24 protein-coding genes are annotated in these 20292 nt (G+C 34.0%); 20 read left to right on the plus strand and 4 right to left on the minus strand.

Annotation, left to right across the window (positions count from 1 at the left end):
- The 4 genes from AC0L0O_RS09175 (at position 1) to AC0L0O_RS09190 (ending at position 2936) form a co-directional block, all read left to right on the plus strand.
- Positions 1 to 744: a metallophosphoesterase family protein gene (locus tag AC0L0O_RS09175; protein WP_001982141.1), complete on the plus strand. Its 744-nt coding sequence runs from the start codon at positions 1 to 3 to the stop codon at positions 742 to 744.
- Between the two features lie 172 nt (positions 745 to 916).
- Complete coding sequence (locus tag AC0L0O_RS09180; protein WP_001982196.1) at positions 917 to 1588, plus strand: nucleoside/nucleotide kinase family protein; 672 nt, start codon at positions 917 to 919, stop codon at positions 1586 to 1588.
- A 128-nt stretch (positions 1589 to 1716) separates the two neighbouring features.
- Positions 1717 to 2541, plus strand: coding sequence for a DUF2785 domain-containing protein (locus AC0L0O_RS09185; protein ID WP_001006687.1), 825 nt, complete (start codon positions 1717 to 1719; stop codon positions 2539 to 2541).
- 80 nt (positions 2542 to 2621) lie between these two features.
- Positions 2622 to 2936: a DUF3892 domain-containing protein gene (locus AC0L0O_RS09190; protein ID WP_000358179.1), complete on the plus strand. Its 315-nt coding sequence runs from the start codon at positions 2622 to 2624 to the stop codon at positions 2934 to 2936.
- Between the two features lie 76 nt (positions 2937 to 3012).
- Here AC0L0O_RS09190 and AC0L0O_RS09195 read toward each other — a convergent pair whose 3' ends face one another.
- Both AC0L0O_RS09195 and pdxR read right to left on the minus strand, forming a co-directional pair.
- Entirely contained in the window at positions 3013 to 3453 is a 441-nt protein-coding gene (locus AC0L0O_RS09195; RefSeq protein WP_000708756.1) for a YaiI/YqxD family protein, read from the minus strand.
- 81 nt (positions 3454 to 3534) lie between these two features.
- On the minus strand, positions 3535 to 4977 hold the full coding sequence (gene pdxR / locus AC0L0O_RS09200) for a MocR-like pyridoxine biosynthesis transcription factor PdxR (protein WP_000454936.1): 1443 nt from the start codon (positions 4975 to 4977) through the stop codon (positions 3535 to 3537).
- 125 nt (positions 4978 to 5102) lie between these two features.
- On the opposite strand from pdxR, the gene AC0L0O_RS09205 reads away from it, so the two are divergent.
- On the plus strand, positions 5103 to 6014 hold the full coding sequence (locus tag AC0L0O_RS09205; protein WP_000832944.1) for a DMT family transporter: 912 nt from the start codon (positions 5103 to 5105) through the stop codon (positions 6012 to 6014).
- A gap of 18 nt (positions 6015 to 6032) precedes the next feature.
- Here AC0L0O_RS09205 and AC0L0O_RS09210 read toward each other — a convergent pair whose 3' ends face one another.
- Complete coding sequence (locus AC0L0O_RS09210) at positions 6033 to 6500, minus strand: NUDIX hydrolase (RefSeq protein WP_000624022.1); 468 nt, start codon at positions 6498 to 6500, stop codon at positions 6033 to 6035.
- A 96-nt stretch (positions 6501 to 6596) separates the two neighbouring features.
- Between AC0L0O_RS09210 and AC0L0O_RS09215 the strand changes: the two genes are divergently transcribed.
- The 15 genes from AC0L0O_RS09215 (at position 6597) to AC0L0O_RS09285 (ending at position 18445) form a co-directional block, all read left to right on the plus strand.
- Positions 6597 to 7004 carry a DUF3980 domain-containing protein gene (locus AC0L0O_RS09215; RefSeq protein ID WP_000610470.1) on the plus strand — a complete coding sequence of 136 codons (408 nt, stop codon included), beginning with the start codon at positions 6597 to 6599 and terminating at the stop codon, positions 7002 to 7004.
- A gap of 17 nt (positions 7005 to 7021) precedes the next feature.
- The gene (locus AC0L0O_RS09220; protein WP_001982468.1) at positions 7022 to 7492 is read left to right on the plus strand and encodes a GNAT family N-acetyltransferase; all 471 of its coding nucleotides are present in this window, start codon (positions 7022 to 7024) and stop codon (positions 7490 to 7492) included.
- Between the two features lie 48 nt (positions 7493 to 7540).
- On the plus strand, positions 7541 to 8431 hold the full coding sequence (locus tag AC0L0O_RS09225) for an AraC family transcriptional regulator (protein WP_001982403.1): 891 nt from the start codon (positions 7541 to 7543) through the stop codon (positions 8429 to 8431).
- Between the two features lie 24 nt (positions 8432 to 8455).
- A complete protein-coding gene (locus AC0L0O_RS09230; protein ID WP_000844666.1) occupies positions 8456 to 9403 on the plus strand; it encodes a serine hydrolase domain-containing protein in 948 nt (315 codons plus the stop codon).
- Positions 9404 to 9610: 207 nt separating this feature from the next.
- Positions 9611 to 9979 (plus strand): hypothetical protein, encoded by a 369-nt coding sequence (locus AC0L0O_RS09235; RefSeq protein WP_001982283.1) that lies wholly within the window; start codon positions 9611 to 9613, stop codon positions 9977 to 9979.
- Between the two features lie 65 nt (positions 9980 to 10044).
- Positions 10045 to 11130, plus strand: a complete 1086-nt coding sequence (locus AC0L0O_RS09240) for an FtsX-like permease family protein (protein ID WP_001982523.1) — start codon at positions 10045 to 10047, stop codon at positions 11128 to 11130.
- Positions 11131 to 11135: 5 nt separating this feature from the next.
- On the plus strand, positions 11136 to 12398 hold the full coding sequence (locus AC0L0O_RS09245) for an ABC transporter permease (RefSeq protein WP_428889141.1): 1263 nt from the start codon (positions 11136 to 11138) through the stop codon (positions 12396 to 12398).
- Positions 12398 to 13069, plus strand: coding sequence for an ABC transporter ATP-binding protein (locus tag AC0L0O_RS09250; RefSeq protein ID WP_000522868.1), 672 nt, complete (start codon positions 12398 to 12400; stop codon positions 13067 to 13069). Before AC0L0O_RS09245 ends, AC0L0O_RS09250 begins: the two co-directional genes overlap by 1 nt.
- Positions 13070 to 13254: 185 nt before the next feature.
- Complete coding sequence (locus AC0L0O_RS09255; protein WP_001982398.1) at positions 13255 to 14277, plus strand: SDR family oxidoreductase; 1023 nt, start codon at positions 13255 to 13257, stop codon at positions 14275 to 14277.
- A gap of 478 nt (positions 14278 to 14755) precedes the next feature.
- Positions 14756 to 15145, plus strand: coding sequence for a GntR family transcriptional regulator (locus tag AC0L0O_RS09260; protein ID WP_001167463.1), 390 nt, complete (start codon positions 14756 to 14758; stop codon positions 15143 to 15145).
- Positions 15133 to 16005 (plus strand): ABC transporter ATP-binding protein, encoded by an 873-nt coding sequence (locus tag AC0L0O_RS09265; RefSeq protein ID WP_000432461.1) that lies wholly within the window; start codon positions 15133 to 15135, stop codon positions 16003 to 16005. Before AC0L0O_RS09260 ends, AC0L0O_RS09265 begins: the two co-directional genes overlap by 13 nt.
- Complete coding sequence (locus AC0L0O_RS09270) at positions 15993 to 16610, plus strand: ABC-2 transporter permease (RefSeq protein ID WP_473785738.1); 618 nt, start codon at positions 15993 to 15995, stop codon at positions 16608 to 16610. Before AC0L0O_RS09265 ends, AC0L0O_RS09270 begins: the two co-directional genes overlap by 13 nt.
- A gap of 29 nt (positions 16611 to 16639) precedes the next feature.
- Positions 16640 to 16933, plus strand: coding sequence for a YfzA family protein (locus AC0L0O_RS09275; RefSeq protein WP_000202081.1), 294 nt, complete (start codon positions 16640 to 16642; stop codon positions 16931 to 16933).
- A 366-nt stretch (positions 16934 to 17299) separates the two neighbouring features.
- On the plus strand, positions 17300 to 17767 hold the full coding sequence (locus tag AC0L0O_RS09280) for an NUDIX hydrolase (protein ID WP_000366272.1): 468 nt from the start codon (positions 17300 to 17302) through the stop codon (positions 17765 to 17767).
- 21 nt (positions 17768 to 17788) lie between these two features.
- A complete protein-coding gene (locus AC0L0O_RS09285; RefSeq protein ID WP_000679136.1) occupies positions 17789 to 18445 on the plus strand; it encodes a hypothetical protein in 657 nt (218 codons plus the stop codon).
- Positions 18446 to 18497: 52 nt separating this feature from the next.
- On the opposite strand, the gene AC0L0O_RS09290 is transcribed toward AC0L0O_RS09285, so the two are convergent.
- On the minus strand, positions 18498 to 20186 hold the full coding sequence (locus AC0L0O_RS09290) for an amidohydrolase (RefSeq protein WP_001982417.1): 1689 nt from the start codon (positions 20184 to 20186) through the stop codon (positions 18498 to 18500).
- Between the last annotated feature and the right edge of the window lie 106 nt (positions 20187 to 20292).

Below are 20292 nucleotides of genomic sequence, written 5' to 3' on the forward strand. Positions count from 1 at the left end.
ATGGACAAAATTGCGGTAATTTCAGATATACATGGTAATATTCCAGCTTTAGAATCTGTACTGCAAGATATTAAATTGAGAGGAATTGAACGCATAATTTGCCTTGGAGATTTAGTCGGAAAAGGCCCTCATTCTAGTGAAGCAATTGAAATCATTCGTAAAGAATGTGAAGTAGTCGTAATGGGAAACTGGGATGATTTTATAACAAAACCGACTGAATTTGAAGCGTTAAAATGGCATCAAAAACAATTATCGGAAGAACAAAATGACTATTTAAGAAGCTTACCATTTTCGATCGAATTTTTTATGAGCGGAAAACTCATTCGCATGTTCCACGCCTCACCTAGAAGTTTATATGAAAGAATTCAACCACACGCTTCAAGAGAAGAACGTATTAGTATGTTCGAAAATAGTGATCTCACAGAGAATATAGAAGGAGAAAGAAAACCAGATGTCGTTTGCTACGGTGATGTTCACCAAGCATTCGTTCAAAATTTCAGAGGCAAAACGTTATGTAACGCTGGTAGCGTAGGAAATCCGCTTGAAATTACACAAGCTTCTTATTTAATATTCGAAGGAACTTACAATGAAAAAGAAGCAGCAAGCTTTTCCATCCAACTCGTACGTGTACCGTACGATATTGAATTAGCTATCAGGCTGGCAGAAGAGCTCGATATGCCAGAAATTGAAGAATACAAACAAGAGTTACGGACTGCTTTATATCGAGGGCTTAAGGGAAAGTAAGCCAATCATAATATATCAACGATTTTTCAAATATATCTATCATAACTTAAAATATATCAACGATTTTTTCAATATATCAACGATTCGACAAAGGATATCGACTTACCGACAAATAGTGACATAAAAGTTAATTATAATTTTGTTATGTAAACTAAATGAAGGGAGAAATATCATGAGCCGAAAACAAAGTATAAAAGAAATTGCTAATCATATTTTAATGTTAAGTTTAACGCATCCAACAAGAGTTGGAGTAAGCGGTATTACAGCATCAGGAAAAACAACATTTGCAAACGAAGTAGCGGAAGAAATAAAAAAACGAGGGTTACCAGTAACGCGCGCTAGCATTGACGATTTTCATAACCCAAAAGTGATTCGTTATACACAAGGTAAAAAATCTGCAAGAGGGTATTATGAAGACGCACACGATTATACAGCTTTCAAAGAAAGACTATTAAAACCTTTAGGACCTAATGGGAATTTACAGTATGAAACGATCTCTCATAATTTAAAAACGGATATTCCTGTACATAATGAGCCGTTAATGGCTCAAACCAATATGGTACTCATAGTAGATGGAACATTTCTATTAAAAAAAGACGTTGCGCATTTATTTGATTACAAAATTTTTGTAGATACAGATTTTGAGATTGCGAGAAAACGTGGTGCTAAGCGGGAAACTGAAGCTTTTGGAAGTTATGAAGAAGCAGAGAAGATGTTTTTGAGCAGGTATCATGCGGCCTGTAAGATGTATATAGATGAGCATAATCCGAAAGATTGTGCAGATGTTGTATTTCGGAATAGTGATTTAGCAAATCCAGAACTTATATTTCAAGAGCGAATGTAATACACAATCAAAAGTATATGTATAGCCTTTTATTAATAGTTATAATTCTCGTATAATTATATTAGCTTTAGAAAGTGAAAAACGGGGGATAAGGCAATAAGAAACGCAAAAAGGGGAGAAAAAATATAATGAATGAAGTACTAGAACTAAAAGAAGAACTACTACAAATTAAAAATAACAATTATGCTGTACCAGAAGACGTAGATGCATATCCATATGCACAGTGGATGCTAGATTATATCGGATCACCTGATGCTGAATTACGTGATGATTTAATTTATAGTACGCTTCACACATGGATTACAAATGATGTGTTTAGACAAAAAGAATTACGAGGATTAATGCTACAAGCAATTAGTCCTGATTATTTATTTTATAAAATTGGTGAAAAGGGAACAGACTCTGTTTTTAAACGTGCGTTCTCTGTTTTAATTCCACCACTTATTTTATCTGTTCATGAAAGAGAACCGTTGTTATCAGAAGAACAACTGTACAGTGTGGCAGAACAAGTGCTGGAATATGTATATTTAGAAGAAGATGTAAGAGGTTATGTAGAAGGAAAAGGATGGGCACACTCTACTGCACATGCAGCGGATGCGCTCGATGCGTTAGCTCGTACAATACAAAATCGTGAGTTTTCATATGCAATATTAGCTGCTGTTCGTCAGAAGGTTCGATTGAGTGATTACGTATATGTACACTTTGAGGATGAGAGATTAGTAAAGCCAATTATGTCTTTGCGTAACCAAAATCTTTTAACGGAAGAAGAGTGGAGCAACTGGCTACATAGTATAGCAACTGTTGAAGACATCCGCCATCCGCAGCATGCCATTTTAGTACAAAATATTAGAGCTTTCTTAAGAAGTTTATATTTCAGAGTTTTAGAGACAGAGGGTAGCACAGCCTTTACAGATGATATATTGGAAACTTTGAAGGGTTTGCGTAGGTACTAAAAATACATTTTGCTAAGAGAAAAGCACATAAAACCAACGCTCCTCAACCATACTAATAAAATGTGTTGGAGGTGAGTTTTATGGACAAGAAAGACTTTGAAAAAGTGTATAATGATTATTTACATCAAGGAGAAGAACAAGCTCAATTTGAAGTAGGCCATGAAGTTAATACAGGAGCAGAACAAATTGTTGCCGTTCGTAAAAATGGTGATGGGGATTTAATAGCGTTTAAAACAAGTAGCGGAAGAGAGTTAGATTATATGACTGCTCTTAATGAAGCCAAATCAGGGAAATTAGCTCATGTGGATGTATTTCATAAGTATGGTAGAGATATTATACGTAGCGAACCGGATGGAATAAAAGAAAATAACTTAGATAATTTACCTTCATTTTAAACGGGTAAACCTGAAGAAGAGAATGTTCATTTGGATATTCTCTTCTTTTCTTTCTCTACAAATAGACGGTTCATTTCTACAGTGCGATCATACTTTTAAAGAGTGCTCTAAATTTCTCTTTATCTTCTGCTGTAAATGGTTTCGGTCCTTTTGTACGCTTACCGCTTTTTCGAACCATTGCACTTAAATATCGTGTTTGTAATAGTTGTTCAATGTTTTCATTTGTGTACTTATATCCTTTATGGTGTAGCACGATACAGCCTTTTGCTAAAGCAAGCGAAGCAAGACCGTAATCTTGTGTTACGATTAAATCTTCTTTTTGGGCTAACTGCATAATTCGGTAATCCGCAGCATCAGCTCCAGAATCAACATAAATTGTTTCCACGCCTTTTGGCTGCTCAGCATTAGAATAATGAGAAAAGCTTGTAACGAGGGTAACAGGAATTTCTGCCTTCGTAGCTTCAAAAATAATTACATCTTTTACAGGGCAAGCATCTGCATCAACATAGATTTTCATTGGTATCACTCCTATAACTAGGTTCGTGTTGATGATAATGGTAGATTTAGGTTTTGTCAAACGAGATCCTTTTATCATAAGTTACTTTTCACAAACCAAAATAGCCTCACGCAAGCGAGAAATCCCTTCCTCAATTTGATTAATATTCACTTTTCCATAAGATAAACGAATATAACCATCTTTCGCACCGAAAATACTACCGGGCATAAAGGCGATTTCTTGTTTTAAACTTTGCATAATGAGTTGTTTTTCGTTTATCGGTTCTTTTAATTTCCCCCATATGTATATACCACCGGTCGGGTTTGAAAAAGAGATTTTATCGTGAAGTTGCTCGTTTAGAGCGCGAACGATAACGTCTCTTTTTTCTGCTAGTTGTTTTCGTAACGGTACGATATGAGACTGAAATGGTACAGTTTCAAAAAACTGCTGCATAAGCCACTGCGGGAAAATGCTCATCCCTAATTCCATTTGGTGTCTTGCATCGGATAACCTTTCTACTACAGACTGCGGAGCGACAAGCCAACCAACTCGTAATCCTGGTGCAATCATCTTTGATAAAGAATGCACGTAAATGACAGTTCCATTTTCATCAATCGATTTCAAAGTAGGGCAAGGTTGTTTCTTTTCTAACGTAAGTAAACTAGACGGATCATCTTCAACAATCGCAATTCGTAAGTCTGCACAAAGTGATAATAGTTTTTTTCTACGGTTTGGATGCAGCATTGTGCCCGTAGGATTTTGGAAGTTTGGATTTAAAAAAATCATTTTAATACGATGCTTTCTATATAGCTCTTGCACATCATCCGGATTAATACCGTGTTCATCGACAGGTAATGGGAAAATACGAATACCTGCTGATTGGAATAACGGTAAGGAATAACAGTGTGATGGACTTTCGAAAGCGACAGCATCACCTGGATTTAATAAACATTGTACGATAAGGTGAAGTGCTTGCTGTGCGCCAGATGTAATCATAATGGATTGTTCAGTCGCTTCAACTTTTAAATATTCCTTCATATATTTTACTACCGCTTGTCTTAGCGGGAGGTACCCTTGCGGATGATCGTAACTTAATGAGTGCGTTAACGGTTGTTCTCGTAAAATCGTTTGTAGTTGATCGTGAGGATAGAGATTACAACCGAGTTCTCCGTTTGCAAAATCAATAATATTTTCATTTTGTTGTACTTCCGCTCGAATATGACGAAGTAACGGTAAGTTTGGTAAAAATGTACCACCTTCTACGAAATTCCTCCAGTTCGGCGTTAATGTCGGAGAAACGCCCCACATATGTGTACTCACGCGTGTTCCTTTACCAGTCGTACTTTCTACAATTCCCATAGCACGTAATTCATTATAAGCAGTCGTTACCGTACTACGGTTTACATTTAACTGCGTAGCTAATTTCCGTTCGGAAGGTAGGAAGCTACCTGGAGGAAGTTCCCCGTATGTAATACGTTTCTCGATAAAGTCAACAACTTGCTGATAAATAGGGATTTTACTGTCACTATCTAGCTTCCATTCCATAAAAAACGCCTCCGTATCTCTTATATACATCCAGTATAACAAATTGGCTGGGTAAAAAAACAGCCAATTGGACGGTGTTATATCCAGCCAATTTTACTATGCTAAATATGGAAGGGGAGATTCGGATGAAAAGATGGCAAATGGAATGGCTCCTAGTATCAGTAGCGTTAGTATGGGGAGCAAATTATACAATTGGAAAGTATGGCGTGGCATTTATGTCATCCATTCAATTTAATAGTTTACGATTTTTAGTAGCATCACCGGTATTATTACTTATTACATTTTTAATGGAACGCTCATTACGTATTGAAAGAAAAGATTGGCTACGATTAGTAGCAGTCGGTATCGTTGGTACGACAATGTATCAAACGATGTTTATGCTATCTGTGAAATATACTTCAGCAACGAACGCCTCATTATTAATTGCGATGTCACCTATATTTACAGGGATATTAGCAGTATTACACAAACAAGAACGTTTCTCGATGAAAGTACAAATAGGTTCAATAGTAGCCTTTATTGGTGCAGCATTCGTTTTATTAACCGGACATACAGGAGGAGCTACTTACGAGTATGCGTGGCTCGGAAATATAATCGGATTAGTCGCAGCAATTGCGTGGGGATGGTATCCAATATTAGCACAACCTCTTATTACAAAATACTCCGCAATGAGAGTTACATCTTGGTCTACTTTAATTGGAATTGTACCTCTCGTTATATATTGTTTATTCAACGTAAACACATTAACGTGGCCAGTAGACATGCTAAGCTGGGGGTCTCTAGCATATTCCATCATCTTTGCGACTATCTTCGGACTTGCAATGTGGTATGTCGGTATTAGTCAAATAGGCTCAACGAAAGTAATGGTTTATATGTATCTCGTGCCATTATTCGCAGTTATCTTTGCGGCAGTAACGATTGGGGAGCAAATCAATATGATGCAACTCGTTGGCGGGCTTATAATCTTTATCGGTTTATATGTTGTAAAAAAAGGCGGAATCAAAAAGCCAGCTCTCAATTTGAAAAAAGTAAGTTAACAGTAAAAAGGATCTCTTTCATATAGAAGGAGATCCTTTTTCATTTCGTAATAAAAGCGCTTGTTCAATCGCCCATTTTTGATGATCGTGAATGAGAAGTTCCACAGCATGCAATGGAGACATCCACCTTAAAACATGATCTTCCTCACAGTTTTCAGTTTGTTTCTGCACCATGTTCGCGATATAAAAGAACCCATCATTTAAATAATAAGTATCTTCTTTTTTGGCAAAAAAATATCGCATTGCATTACCGATATACTGATCAATTTCAATTTTCCATCCTAATTCCTCTAGTAGTTCACGATGTAAGCATTCATCTTTTGTTTCAGTACCTTCCATACCACCGCCGGGTAAAAAGTAGCTTTCTCCTTTTTGGATAATAGCAATCTTTGAAGAAGTGGAGTTAAAAATAATTGCATAACAACTAGGTCGTAATACATATTGCTCAGTAGGCTTTTTATAGCCAAAAGTAAGTTTAGATATCATAAAACACGTCACCTTTCTATAAAATACATAAAAGGGATAATAAGGTAAAAATAGAATTGTATAAGTATAATCTTACGAGATTGGAGTGGTAACAACATGATAAATCGAAAATGTGAAAGATGTAAAGAAATAACAGGTACATTGCATGGTGGTAAAAAAATTAAGGAAGAATTTCTATGTGAGGACTGTTTGCAAAAAGGAATTGCGAGTGGAGAAATCGAATTATCACAAGTGGAAGAAAAACAAACTTCATATCTTTCTATAAAAATATTAAAAATAATGAGTGTGATTTATTTAATAGGATCTATTTTAATGGCTTTTTCAACTGGTCCATTTATACATAATCTTGGGTTTGATGAAATATCCATTTCAGGATCAGAATTAGGTTTAATAAGTATTGTTATGTTAGGTTCTATATTTCAGTCAGTTCTTGTATTTTGCGGGATATGGGTATTTATCCTTTTAGTAGAAACAGTCATTAAAATTTATGAAAAAATGAAGTGAGTGAGAGGGAGAAACATATGCGAGTAAGAAACATCCAAGGGGAAGATTATGTAAAGATTCATTCTGTTTTAAATGATTGGTGGGGCGGGAGAGACATGGCTGACATGTTGCCAAAATTGTTTTTCGTTCACTTTCAAGAAACGAGTTTTATCATTGAAGAAGATGGCGAAACGTTAGGTTTCTTATGCGGATTCCTTTCGCAAACGCATAAAGAGGAAGCGTACGTTCATTTTATCGGGGTAAATCCGAAGTATAGAAGAAGAGGAATCGCATCGACATTGTATTCTTATTTCTTTGATGTCGCTCGTGCAAATAACCGTAAAGTTGTGAAAGCAATCACATCACCAGTTAATAAAAAATCGATACAGTTTCATAGGGAGATTGGCTTTCGAATAGAGGCTGGGGATGATGAGATAGAGGGTGTATCAGTACATACAAATTATGACGGGAATGGTGGTAGTAGAGTTTTATTTTTGAAAAATGTGTAAAAGTAGGCTAGCACAAAGTTAGCCTTTTTGTTGTGAGGAGATAGAAGTATGGAGAATAAACAAAGTAGAAATGAGTATTTACAGCGCATATACAAAGTACAAAATTATATAGAATTACACATAAATGATTCACTATCCATTGAAGAGCTAGCGGATATAGCAGGATTTTCAAAGTATCATTTTCATAGAATTTTTAAAGGGATAGTAGATGAACCATTATCTCGGTATGTAAACCGCTTGAAACTGGAAAGGGCAACAAACCTTCTTACATACCGTTCGGATATGACGATTACTGATATCGCTTACCATTTTGGTTTCACAGATTCGGCAGTTTTCTCCCGTACATTTAAAAATTATTACGGAGTAAGTCCGTCTCAATATCGAAACGACAATAGCAAGAATTGCAAAGACGTAAGAAGAACTTCTCAATACAATGAATGTAAGAAGGTTCGAGGGAATGTTGAAATTGTAGCAGCAGACAATATAAACGTCGCATACATAAGGCATATCGGTACATATGAAGAGTTAACTATAGCTTTTCCGAAAATGATAGAGAAACTATTTCATTACGCAGCCAAGCAAAACTATCATGTATTTAAGGATACGAAAGTATTAACCATTTACCACGATCATCATGAATTTACGGAGGACAATCATTTAAGAACAAGTTTATGTATAACAATTCCAGGTGAATCTGCAATAGAAACGAACGACATTGGAATAATGGTAATACCTTCAGGCAAGTATGCAGTAGGACATTTTGAAATATTCCAAGATGAATATAAAAGAGCATGGGACTTTATATATGGTGAGTGGCTGCCAAATAGCGGATATAAACCGAGAGACTCATATCCTTTTGAAGTATATAGAAATGATCCAAAGCAGCATCCAAAGCATAAACATATAGTTGATATATATGTATCTATCGAACCTTTTTAATTATAGGTTAAAGGGGAAGGAATAATGAAAACTGCTGAAAAGTTAGATCAGATTATAAAAGAAGAATATAAAAATATGAATGGTATGTTAGTAGTGCAGAAAGGTAATATTATTTTTGAAAAATATTATAACGATTACGGACCAAATGATACATTTCATGTAGCGTCAGTTACAAAAACGATAATCTCTGCGCTAATTGGGATATGTATAGATAAAGGCTATATAAAAAGCGTTGATCAAAGAGTAATAGAATTTTTCCCAGAATATAATTGTAATTCATCTGAAATAACAGTGCGGCATCTCCTTACTATGACAGCTCCATATCCTTTTGTAGACTGGCAGGAACCGTTAGAAGAATTATGTACGCAACAAGATTGGATACAGTATACGTTAGATAGGATAGGAAAAGGCGGAAACATTGGGGCTTTTAAATATTCATCTGCAGGAGCGCATGTACTATCAGCAATTATTACGAGCGTAACAGGAAAAAGTGCGCGTGAATTCGCGAATGAACAGCTATTTCAGCCACTCGGTATGAGAGAAATTCCAAACTACAATATGAAAGCGTTTGGATTTGATGACTTATTCGGAAAAGATGTAAAAGGATGGGTTCATGATCCAAATGGTATTTCGACAGGCGGCTGGGGACTAACGTTAACAGTTAAAGATATGGCTAAGTTTGGACAGATGTATTTGAATGAAGGTATTCATAATGGAAAACAAATTCTATCAAAATCATGGATAAAAGAATCAACAGAAATGAACACAAATCAATATGGTTACTTATGGTGGTTACGAGAAGAGGATGGAATCTTTTCATACTGTGCTATGGGTGACGGTGGGAATATGATTTGTTGTATTCCAGAGAAGGAATTGGTTGTAGTAATTGCTTCTGAAGCTATGCCGAATGCACGGGATAGATGGGAATTGATTGTGAAATATATTCTTCCTTGTATACGGTTAAATAAATAATTTTAGTAAAAAGATGGTGTGAATTGGAGCTTCATACCATCTTTTTGTTTTATGACGGAAAGTTCAGGGGAATGTAAGAATTGCGTGAATAAATGTAAATATTAGACTTTATTGATATATGGTTATTTTTTTTATGTATAATGAGGACAAGGCCTAAAAATACTTAAATATTTAAGTGAATATTTTAAAAAGGGAGATTAAGAATATATGAAAAGCCTACTTCAAAAAACTTTAGCTGTTATAGGATTAACTGCTTCTTTATTAGGTATGGTTTCTTCCGTTTCATTTGCTTCGATTAGTTGGGATAATAATGCAACGTGGACAGGAAGCGGAGCAAAAGCTAAGGCAACTGCCTATACTGCGAAAAAGAACGAACCTCATTTTTACAAGATGACTGTAAGAGCTAGCTTTGATGGTGGGACTTCTAAAGAGTTAGCATTGTATGATGCTAAAACTTCAGATCGTATAAACGTTAGCGTTGCATCCAAAGGACCGGTGACCAGAGGTTATTCGGGTCATGAATGGATAATGGTAGGGGATAGTGCGTACACTTCTAAGGAAATGGTAATTAAATAAAAATCAACAAAAACCGTGAAAAAGGATAAATACCTTTTTCACGGTTTTTAAAATGAGGAGGATATATGAATCTAGTATTAAAAGAAATAGTGGTGAACAAAACAATATTCATTATGTTATTTATTGGATTTGTATTGACAATATGGCCAATCCTGATCGCAATGTCGACGCGAGATTATTATGATGAGAAATTTTATGATAGTAAAAATGGTTATTTTAATTATTACTATTCTGTTCAACTTACTAATATGGGGGAAATTAATTTCGAACAATTTCAGACGTTAGTAGAATCTGATTTTAAAAACGCTAGTGTTATTACAAATGATATTCGTATTACTATTCCGGATATCGGCCACGTAATAATGAATGGTCTCCTTAATAAAAATTGGTCTCCACCTTTGCTAAAAGGTTCTCAGATAGGAAAAGATGAAAAAAATAGTGTAATAGTGGGGAAGAAAATTTATAAGGATATGGAAACAATAAAATTATTTAATAAGGAATATACAGTTAAAGGCGTAGCTGGAGAAAATACTGGATATGAGTATAATATTAAAATTTACGTCTCTCTAAATGACATGCCAGATGAAGTGAAACAGATGATACAAAAAGATAATACATTCCAAATGATTGTTCGTTCTAACGAAAAACCTATCAAGGAAATAGAAACTTTCATACAGCATATGAAACAGAACAATAAAGATATAAATGCTAAAGTGATTAGTGAAAAAGAGAACTATGAGAAGGAAAAAAACTCAAGTGAAGCCGTAGAAGAGTTACTCAGTTTTCCATATAGGCTTTTATGTATAGCTTTCATTACTAGTATCATAGTAAGTTATTATTGGATTTATACGAAGAAAAAAAGTTTGTCGTTAAGGAAAGCTTTGGGAGCAAGTAATGTAAATCTTTTTATTTTTATATTTAGTCAATTATTTTTATGTGCAATCACTGCATCAGCCTGTGCAATATGCATACAATGGATTTTTAGCATTTTGAGTGAAAATATTATAGAATTTACAAGCTATAATATTAGTTTACAGTCTACTCATATTGTAATGTGTGTATTTCTTTCATTTACTATAGCTTTCATTCTCTCTGTAATACCATTTGTATATGTGCTTAAAAGTGAACCTGCTAAAGCATTAAAGGAGTAAAAACGATGAGAATAAAAAGTGCGTTCATAGCATTAAAAAAGAGATTTCTATTTTCCGTACTTCTTCTAATACAGATTACATTTGGATTAGCAACTATAACGAGTTCAATTAATGTATTTTATAATTTACACCATCTAAACGATAAATCCAGCTCCGTATTAAATATGGATAAAACATATTTAGTTACTTTTGAAAGGACGACAGATAGATTACAAAACAATCAATTTAATAAAGAGAAAATTCAAGCGGTTTATAATACAATTCATCAAAATAAAGATGTGATTTCGTATGGTACATACGAGGAGCGAGTTATTGAAATAGAGTCAAGTAATAGACCATTTCAAAACAGTATGATTACTGATTTGAAACATAAAACGTTTCACGACGAAAGACCTACTATTAAAACAATTTTTGTAGATGAAAATTACTATAAAATGTTACATTTACCTTTAAAACCTGAAGAAGGTTTCTCCTATGATGACTTTCAAAAAAATAGTGAAGAAAAAACAAAAGTTTTAATGGGTTCTTACTTTAAGAAATATTTTCAAGTTGGGGATACAATTAATAATCAATATACAATTACAGGGTTTTTGCCAGAAAATAAATTTATCGTAAATAATAATACGACGAACACATATTTGAAGTTGGATTACGCAATGATAATGCCTATGTCATTTGATAGATTTGAAAAATATGAAGCAATGTTTTTAAGGCTACATCAAAGTACAGTTTTATATTTACAAAAAGGTGCAGATGTAAAGAAACTAGAAGAATCAATTCAGCTTAAAGGAAACGGCGGTACGTTTCATTTAAAAAGTTTAGGTGATGAAATAAATGAAGATGTTACTCTTAACGGCTATTCTGAAATACCTCAACTTATAGTAGGAATCTTATTCATTGTATTCTCGATTGTCGGAATTGTAGTAACGACCATTGTTTCTATCTTGATGAGAAAGCGGGAATTTGGTATAAAAATAGCTTTTGGCGAAAGTAAATTTGGTATGTTTATTCAAATTGTTTTAGAGAACATTATTGTAGCAATAACTGGCTTAGGAATGTCAATAGCTTACTTTTCATGGAGGTATGGGGTTCTATTACAAATGTCGAAGGATTTAAAGGAAGCAACGGTATTAGACTTTAAATTGGATATGCCTATATTGTTTTTAGTATTTCTTTTCTTATTATTGATTATCATTGTCTCGAATGTAACTGTCTTCTTGTTTATTAGAAAGCTTGAACCGAAAACATTAATAGGTGGGATGGAATAATGGGGTTAATTGAACTAAAAGATATTAAGAAGGTGTATAGTAATAAGAATCACAATACGTTCGCGTTAAACGGTATAAATTTAACGATATATAAGGGCGAAATTATAGCGGTAATGGGGCGATCAGGCTCAGGGAAGAGTACATTACTAAATGTTATCGGGTTAATTGATATGCCAAATGAGGGTGAATATACGTTAAATGGAAAATCATTAACTGAAATTAGAGCAAATAAAGTTCATAAAACAAGAAATGAAATGATCGGATTTATTTTTCAATATTTTGCATTGTTAAAAGAACATACTGTACTGGATAATGTAGTGCTACCACTCACATATAGAAAGCTAAAGCAACGAGAAAGAGAAAATAAGGCGAAGTTCTATTTAGAAAAAGTAGGTTTAAAAGAACATATGTATAAAACACCCGACGAGCTATCAGGTGGACAACAGCAGCGCGTCGCAATTGCAAGAGCGTTAGTAGGTGAACCAGAATTAATATTGGCAGATGAACCGACCGGAAATTTAGATAGAAAAACAGGAGAAGAAATTATGAATTTGCTATTACAACTGAATGAAGAAGGACGAACAATTATTATTGTAACGCATGATATGGAAGTAGCGAATAAGTGTAATAGAATTATTGAGTTAGTTGATGGGGAAATTGTGCAGAGTTAACAATTAAACTAAGATACATCAAAAAAATTGTTTTTTATTTAAGAATCCATGTTGATTGATTTTTCAAAATGGATTCTATTTTTGTTTCTAGAATTAAAGTTAAATAACAAATCCACCGTAACTTTTTACGACTGAAATTCGTTTAACAAAAGAAAGGATTTTTCAATGATGAATGGGGGAGAACCATGAAAATTCTAATACTAGGTGGTACACGTTTTTTAGGGAGAGCTTTTGTAGAAGAGGCTTTGAACAGAGGGCATGAAGTTACATTATTTAACCGCGGAACAAACAAAGAAATTTTTCCTGAAGTGGAGCAGCTTATCGGTGACAGAAATGGTGATGTATCAAGTTTAGAAAATCGTAAATGGGACGTTGTCATAGATACATGTGGATTTTCTCCACATCACATAAGAAATGTTGGAGAAGTACTTAAAGATAATATGGAACACTATATATTCATCTCAAGCCTTTCCGTATATAAAGATTGGATTCCGCATCGTATAAAAGAAGACTATATATTACAACCTGAACCAACGAAAGAGCAAATAAAGGCTGTAGAAAATGGTGAAATATCTCCTTATGAGCATTATGGTGCGCTAAAAGTATTATGTGAAAAAGAAGCAGAGGAGTATTGGCCTCGGCGTGTTTTACACGTAAGAGCAGGACTTCTTTCAGGAATGTTTGATTATACAGATCGTCTTCCATACTGGATTGGGCGTGTAGCAAAAGGAGGTAAGGTGTTAGTTCCAGGAAGAAAAGACCGTCCAGTGCAGATAGTTGATATAAAAGACGTCGCAAATTGGGGACTAAACATGGCAGAAAACAAAAATGCAGGTATATTCAATGTAACAGGTCCAAATTATGATTTGACGATGGAAGAACTATTAAATACGTGTAAAAAGGTTAGGCATAGTGATGCTGAATTTGTTTGGGTAGACGAATCGTTTATGAGTGAACATAATGTGCAGCCGTGGACAGAAATGCCTTTATGGATTCCAGAAACTTTTCCATTAGATGGTGAGACGAAGCCGTGGAAAGGCGGGTTTTCTATAAGTATCGATAATGCTGTGAAAGCAGGGCTTACTTTTAGAAGAATAGAAGAAACAGTTGCAGACGTGTATGTGTGGATGAAGAGCACAGACGAATGGGAATTAAAAGCAGGTATTTCAGGCGAAAGGGAGAAGGAATTGTTAGAAAGATGGTATTAATAAATTTAGCGGAAAAATAACAATTTAAACATAGTATTAAGAAAAAACGCCTTGTTACTAAAGAAACAAGGTGTTTTTCGTATGTGAATTTATAATTCAATTGGTTCTTCCTCGTACATTTCCCGCAGCTTAGAAAACATATTTTTCAGTCCTTCTTCGTCATCCTCATCCTAGTCTAACTTGATATCAACTTCCTCAAATTTTTCTTCTATTTCAAACTCTTTCTTTTTCACACTATCAGTTGTGCCAATTTTTCTGTAAAACACAACGAAGTCTTTATCGTGTATTAGCTAGTAGCAAGACCGCCGCCTCAAAATCCGGCTAATACAAGGAAGACCTGTATAAATAAGTTGTATTAATTACATTATTAGATTGTGTTTGTAACTATATTTTGGAAATTTTCTGTTGATTTGAAATGTACGATAGTATATATTGTATATAAAGTATATATACAATATTTTCAAAAAGAGGTATTTGCATGCAAATCACTATTACGAACACTTCAAAGGAACCTATTTATGAACAAATTAGTGCCCAAATAAAAAAGCTTATTTTACTAGGTGATTTAAAACAAGGAGATGCTCTTCCTTCAATGCGTCAGTTAGCAAAAGATTTACGAGTAAGTATTATTACAACGAAAAGAGCATATGAAGAACTGGAAAAAGACGGTTTTATTAATTCAATTGTCGGAAGAGGGTCCTTTGTAGCAGAACAAAACATTGAAACTATGAAAGAAGAAAAATTAAAAACAGTTGAAGAAAAGTTATGTGAAGCGATTCAAAATGCTAAGCAAATGGATGTTTCTTTAAATGAGCTAAAAGAAATGCTTACAATTTTATACGAGGAGGAAAACTCTTGGAAAACGTAATAGAACTTCAAAATGTCAGTAAATCTTTTAAAGGGTTTCAAATAAACAATTTTTCGATGGAAGTAAAAAAAGGATTTGTTACGGGTTTTATTGGAGGAAATGGATCAGGTAAATCTACAACAATTAAAATGATTATGAATCTAATAAACCCGGATAGTGGAAACGTCTCCTTATTTGGCATGAACTATTCGACTGATGCGAAACGAATTAAAGAAAGAATTGGCTTCGTTTATGACGATAATGTGTTTTATGATGAACTCACATTAAAGGAAATTACTAAAATTATTGCACCTGCTTATAAAAAATGGGATTTTAACCAATTTACATATTATAAAGAGCTGTTCGAATTACCATTAAACAAAAAAATGAAAACATTCTCCAAAGGAATGAAAATGAAAGCCTCTCTCGCAATTGCCCTTTCACATCATGCTGAACTAATTATTATGGATGAACCTACATCTGGACTTGATCCTGTATTCAGAAGAGAATTATTGGATGTTCTACAAAATATTATGCAGGATGGAGAGAAAACTATCTTTTTCTCATCACATATTACAACGGATTTAGACCGCATTGCCGATTATATTACATTTATTCAAAATGGGAAGCATATTTTCACAAAAGATATTTATGCCATTGCAGAGGATTATGTTTTAGTCAAAGGACCACTAGATTTATTAAAGTTTGATACTGAGCGTGAATTTATTTCTGTACGTAAGGCAAATACAGGTTTCGAGGGATTGATTGAAAATGCACATTCTATCGAAAATTTATTTGATAAGGATGTGGTGATTGAAAAACCGAGTTTAGAGGATATTATGTATTTCATGAAAAAGGGGGATTCAAGATGCTTAATTTAATTAAAAAGGATTTGATTTTACAAAAAACTTTTTTGCCTGCTTATCTCTTATTTCTAGTTACCTATTTGTGGGCCGGCATGGATGTAGCATATGTCATAATCATTTGTAGTGCCGTTTTTGTAATTAACACATATCAATCTGATGATAAAGATAATGCTAATATTTTAGTAAACTCATTACCGTATACTAGGAAGGAAATTATAAGTTCAAAATACGTTGGAACTTTACTTTTTACAATAGTAATCATCCCATTTTGTTTAGTTGGAAAATATTTCATTTCAGACAGCATGGAATTTCAACTTTCCATAGAAAGTTACATACTAGGCTTCTTGGCAGTCATGCTGATAACAGCATTTTACATCCCATTTTTTGTTGCATTTAAAGTGAAAACACTTGTACCAGTCTTTATATTTTTATCTATTGGAGTTATATATTTAATGCGAAATACTCCATATTTATTAAATAAATATGCTAATGGCGTACTGACCTTTTTAAAAGAGATTTCAGATTTGAAATTATTTCTTTTATTTGCTGTCATAGCAGTGGGGTGCTATGGGGTTTCATGGATATTATCTATTCGTATCTATCAGAATAAGGCTCTTTAATAGCAAGTTCTAAAAGGAGGATGGTTTAAATGACATCAAAAAAAGAGCGTCCTAGTCAAATACGAAATTGGCTGAAAACTATTGGAGCATTTTTCGTTATGCAACTAATTTTTATCATCCTTGACATGAATTCGTGGATACCGAACTTCAAGGAAGGAGGAGTTGGGGATCGTCTCGTTAATTCAGAGTTCTTTACGGAATGGTTCGCTCCTTATAAAACAAAGCAATTTAATGTACTAACGGCAGTTATGGCTATTTTATTATTCCTAAATGTAGTAACAAGTGCAATAAAAGACGCTTTTTCTAGAAAAAGAATTAATTAGCACATAAGTTGAACTTGCGTCTTTTTAATAATGTCTTAACTATATTTAAAAACAACAGGAAAAAGATAAAAACTCCACTTATTGATGTTTCACTTTATCTTTTACAATGATTTCTTGATAATTATTTGATTTTTCAGTTTTGTGTATGGATAGAGATGCATTTGTCCCCCATAATGCTTCCAAAGTGTGCACAGTAATTGTGACATATGTATTTATACTTGTGATGACAAATGATGTGTATCGTTTTTGGAAAGTTCGAAAATTATTAAACGAACTAGAGAAATTTAGTAATCTTATTTGTACAGTACATACATATTAGTTTTGTAATGGTTCGATATCTAAAAAATATGTAAGGGGGGAATGGGTGTGGATCTTACGTTCAAAGTTGAGAAAACATGTTTTAACTACCGAGTTGGAGCAATTTGTAAACAGGATAATAAAATACTTATTCTGCAAGGTGACAGTGAAGATTTTTGGTATGTACCCGGCGGAAGAGTGAAAATGCTAGAGAATAGTGAAGATGCATTAAAACGAGAGCTTGCGGAAGAGATAGGTGTTCCTATTAAAAGGAAAAGGTTAATATGGTCAGTAGAAAATTTCTTTACACTTTCTGAGCGAAAGTTTCATGAGATTAGTTTTTATTATGAAGTAGAGCTACATGAATTACCTGCAAATGGAGCGGATCAATATATTTTGGAAGAAGAGGGTAGAACGTATTTGTTTAGATGGGTGCCAGTAGAAGAACTGCATACATATAACTTACAGCCTGCATTTATAAAAGAGAAAGTAAAGGATGTATCAGTTCACACAGAACATATCGTACTACAAAAGTAAATGTATTCGGAGGGAGAAACGATGAAGGGAACTAAAAAAGAGATACATATAAATGACAAAGTAATTCGTTACACACATATCGAAAAAGGTTCTAGTACGGTTTGCTTTATGTTCTCAGGTTCAGGATATAATTACGATAAGCCGTTATTTTATTATGCAACGATGTTAATGCTAGAAAAGAAAATAGATGTTGTGCATATTCATTATTCTTACGACGAACAAGTAATGAATAAACCAATAGAAGAAGTAACGAAAGTAATGATGGATGATATTAATCCCGTAATAAATGAAGTGTTAAAAAATGAACAATACAGCAAATCGATGTTTTTAGGGAAATCACTCGGAACAATTCCAATTGCGAATGATTTAATGAAGAGAGAAGAATTCACGCAGTCAAAAATGATAGTGCTTACACCTTTACTAACTTTTGAATCTATTTTTGATTCTATTTTACATAGTAGTCACGAAGGGCTTTTAATTATTGGGGATAAAGATCACCAATACAATGCAAATCAAATTGATCAGTTATATAAAACGAATTTAACAATCGACGTTGTCAAAAATGCAAATCATTCTGTAAATGTTGGAGAATATGAAACAGAAAATTCAATTGAAGCGATAGCAAAAATAATGAGAAAACTGAAAGAGACAATAGGCACAAGTAAAATTGAATTATAATTGTTCCAACATAAACAAGAGGTGCTGCATGCACCTCTTGTTTATGTTGAAATTAACGAAACTCTGTATGACGAAATGTTTCTTTTCCTTCTAATAGAGTCAGTAAAATTTTCGTTTTATGAATATCATGTTTTGGAATTTTAAATAAGTTTTTGTCTAATACAACGAGGTCTGCCTTTTTGCCGACTTTAATAGATCCAGTTTCTTTCTCTAAAAAATTGGCGTAGGCTCCATTTATAGTATAACTTTTAATCATTTCTGCTAAACTTACTTTTTCTTTTGGGTTTAAAGCGTTTTGTGAATTTATATCTTGTAAACTTGTACGAGTAATCCCCATTTGAATGCCAGCTAGAGGGGAGAAGTATGGTCCTTGTGTAATGGGATAATCACTAGAAGAAGCCATAACAACACCTTTATTTATGAAACTTCGCATAGGGTATTGTTCATTTGCACGTTCTTCTCCTAATAATTCGACAGCTTGTGCAAAGTATTCTCCGTCTTTAAGAAACCACGTTGGTTGCGGAACACCAATGACACCTAAATCTTTAAAACGTGCTATATCATTTTCTTTTACTAATTGTAGATGTGTAATCTTATGGCGACTATCCCGTTTTCCGTTTTGTTCTTGAGCGATAGCTAACGTATTTAATGTTTCTGTAGTGGCAGCATCACCGATAGAGTGAATATGAACTTGGAACTTCTCTTTGTCTAATGTTTGAACCATTTGTTTAAATGCTGGTTTTTCCCAAACAGGAACGCCGTAATAGTCTGGTTTATTGTTATAAGGTTCATGTAAGTAGGCAGTTCCGCCTTCAAGTACACCATCCATAAATAATTTGACCGTATTCATTTTTACAAGTGGGCCTTGTAATTTTGTACGCTGTTCTTTTACATAAGGAATACGTTCCTGACCTTCACTTGGTTGAATCGTTAATGCGAGGTTATGTCTAATAGACAATGCTTGTTCTTTCTCGAGCATTGTTAGTGCTTTAATGACAGTATCTTGCTCCGGAACAACGACATCATTTACTTGTGTATATCCATTGCTCGCTGCGAGCTGTTGGAAAGTTTTTAAACCTTCTTTAAATTGTTCCACACTGTACTTTGGCAGTTTGTCTAAAACAAGATTTGTTGCGGTATCACGAAGCGTACCGGACGGTTCACCGTTTTCATTTCGTTCAATTACGCCGCCGTTAGGATTTGGAGTATCTTTTGTAATTCCAGCAATCTCAAGTGCTTTCGAGTTTGCCCATACGGAATGATAATCCTCGGAAATTAAAGCGACAGGAATATCTTTTACAACAGTATCTAATAAATCTTTTGTCGGACCAGATGATGAGAAGAGGGTGTTGCTCCAACCAGCTCCATGAATAACTTTTAGATCACTATGTTCTTTCCTATACTGTTCAACTGCCTGAACATATTCATCAACGGTTCTAGCGTTTACTAAATCAACAGAATAAAGAGAGTTTACAGTTTCGGAAGCATGAAGGTGGCTATCAACAAATGCTGGAAGTAACATTTTTCCCTTTAAATCAATAATCTTTGTATTCTTATTTTTGTATTTTTTGGCACCTTTCGTATTACCCACATAAATAATCTCCCCGTTTTTAATCGCAACTGCTTCTGCCCAAGGTTGCTTTGCTTCTACTGTATAGACATTTCCGTTAATAAAAATGGTGTCTGCTAGTTTTGTAGCGTCTTTTTTCGCCTGTTCAAATCCTACTAACATAAATAGCATAGTGAGACTAATGAAGATAGAAATAAACTTTTTCAATGTATCAACCCCAATTCTTATTATTTGATTTTGCTACTTTTATTACAAAAGTTCGCTAGACGGAAATTCA

The sequence above is a fragment of the Bacillus sp. GS3m_15504 genome, assembly GCF_055825275.1.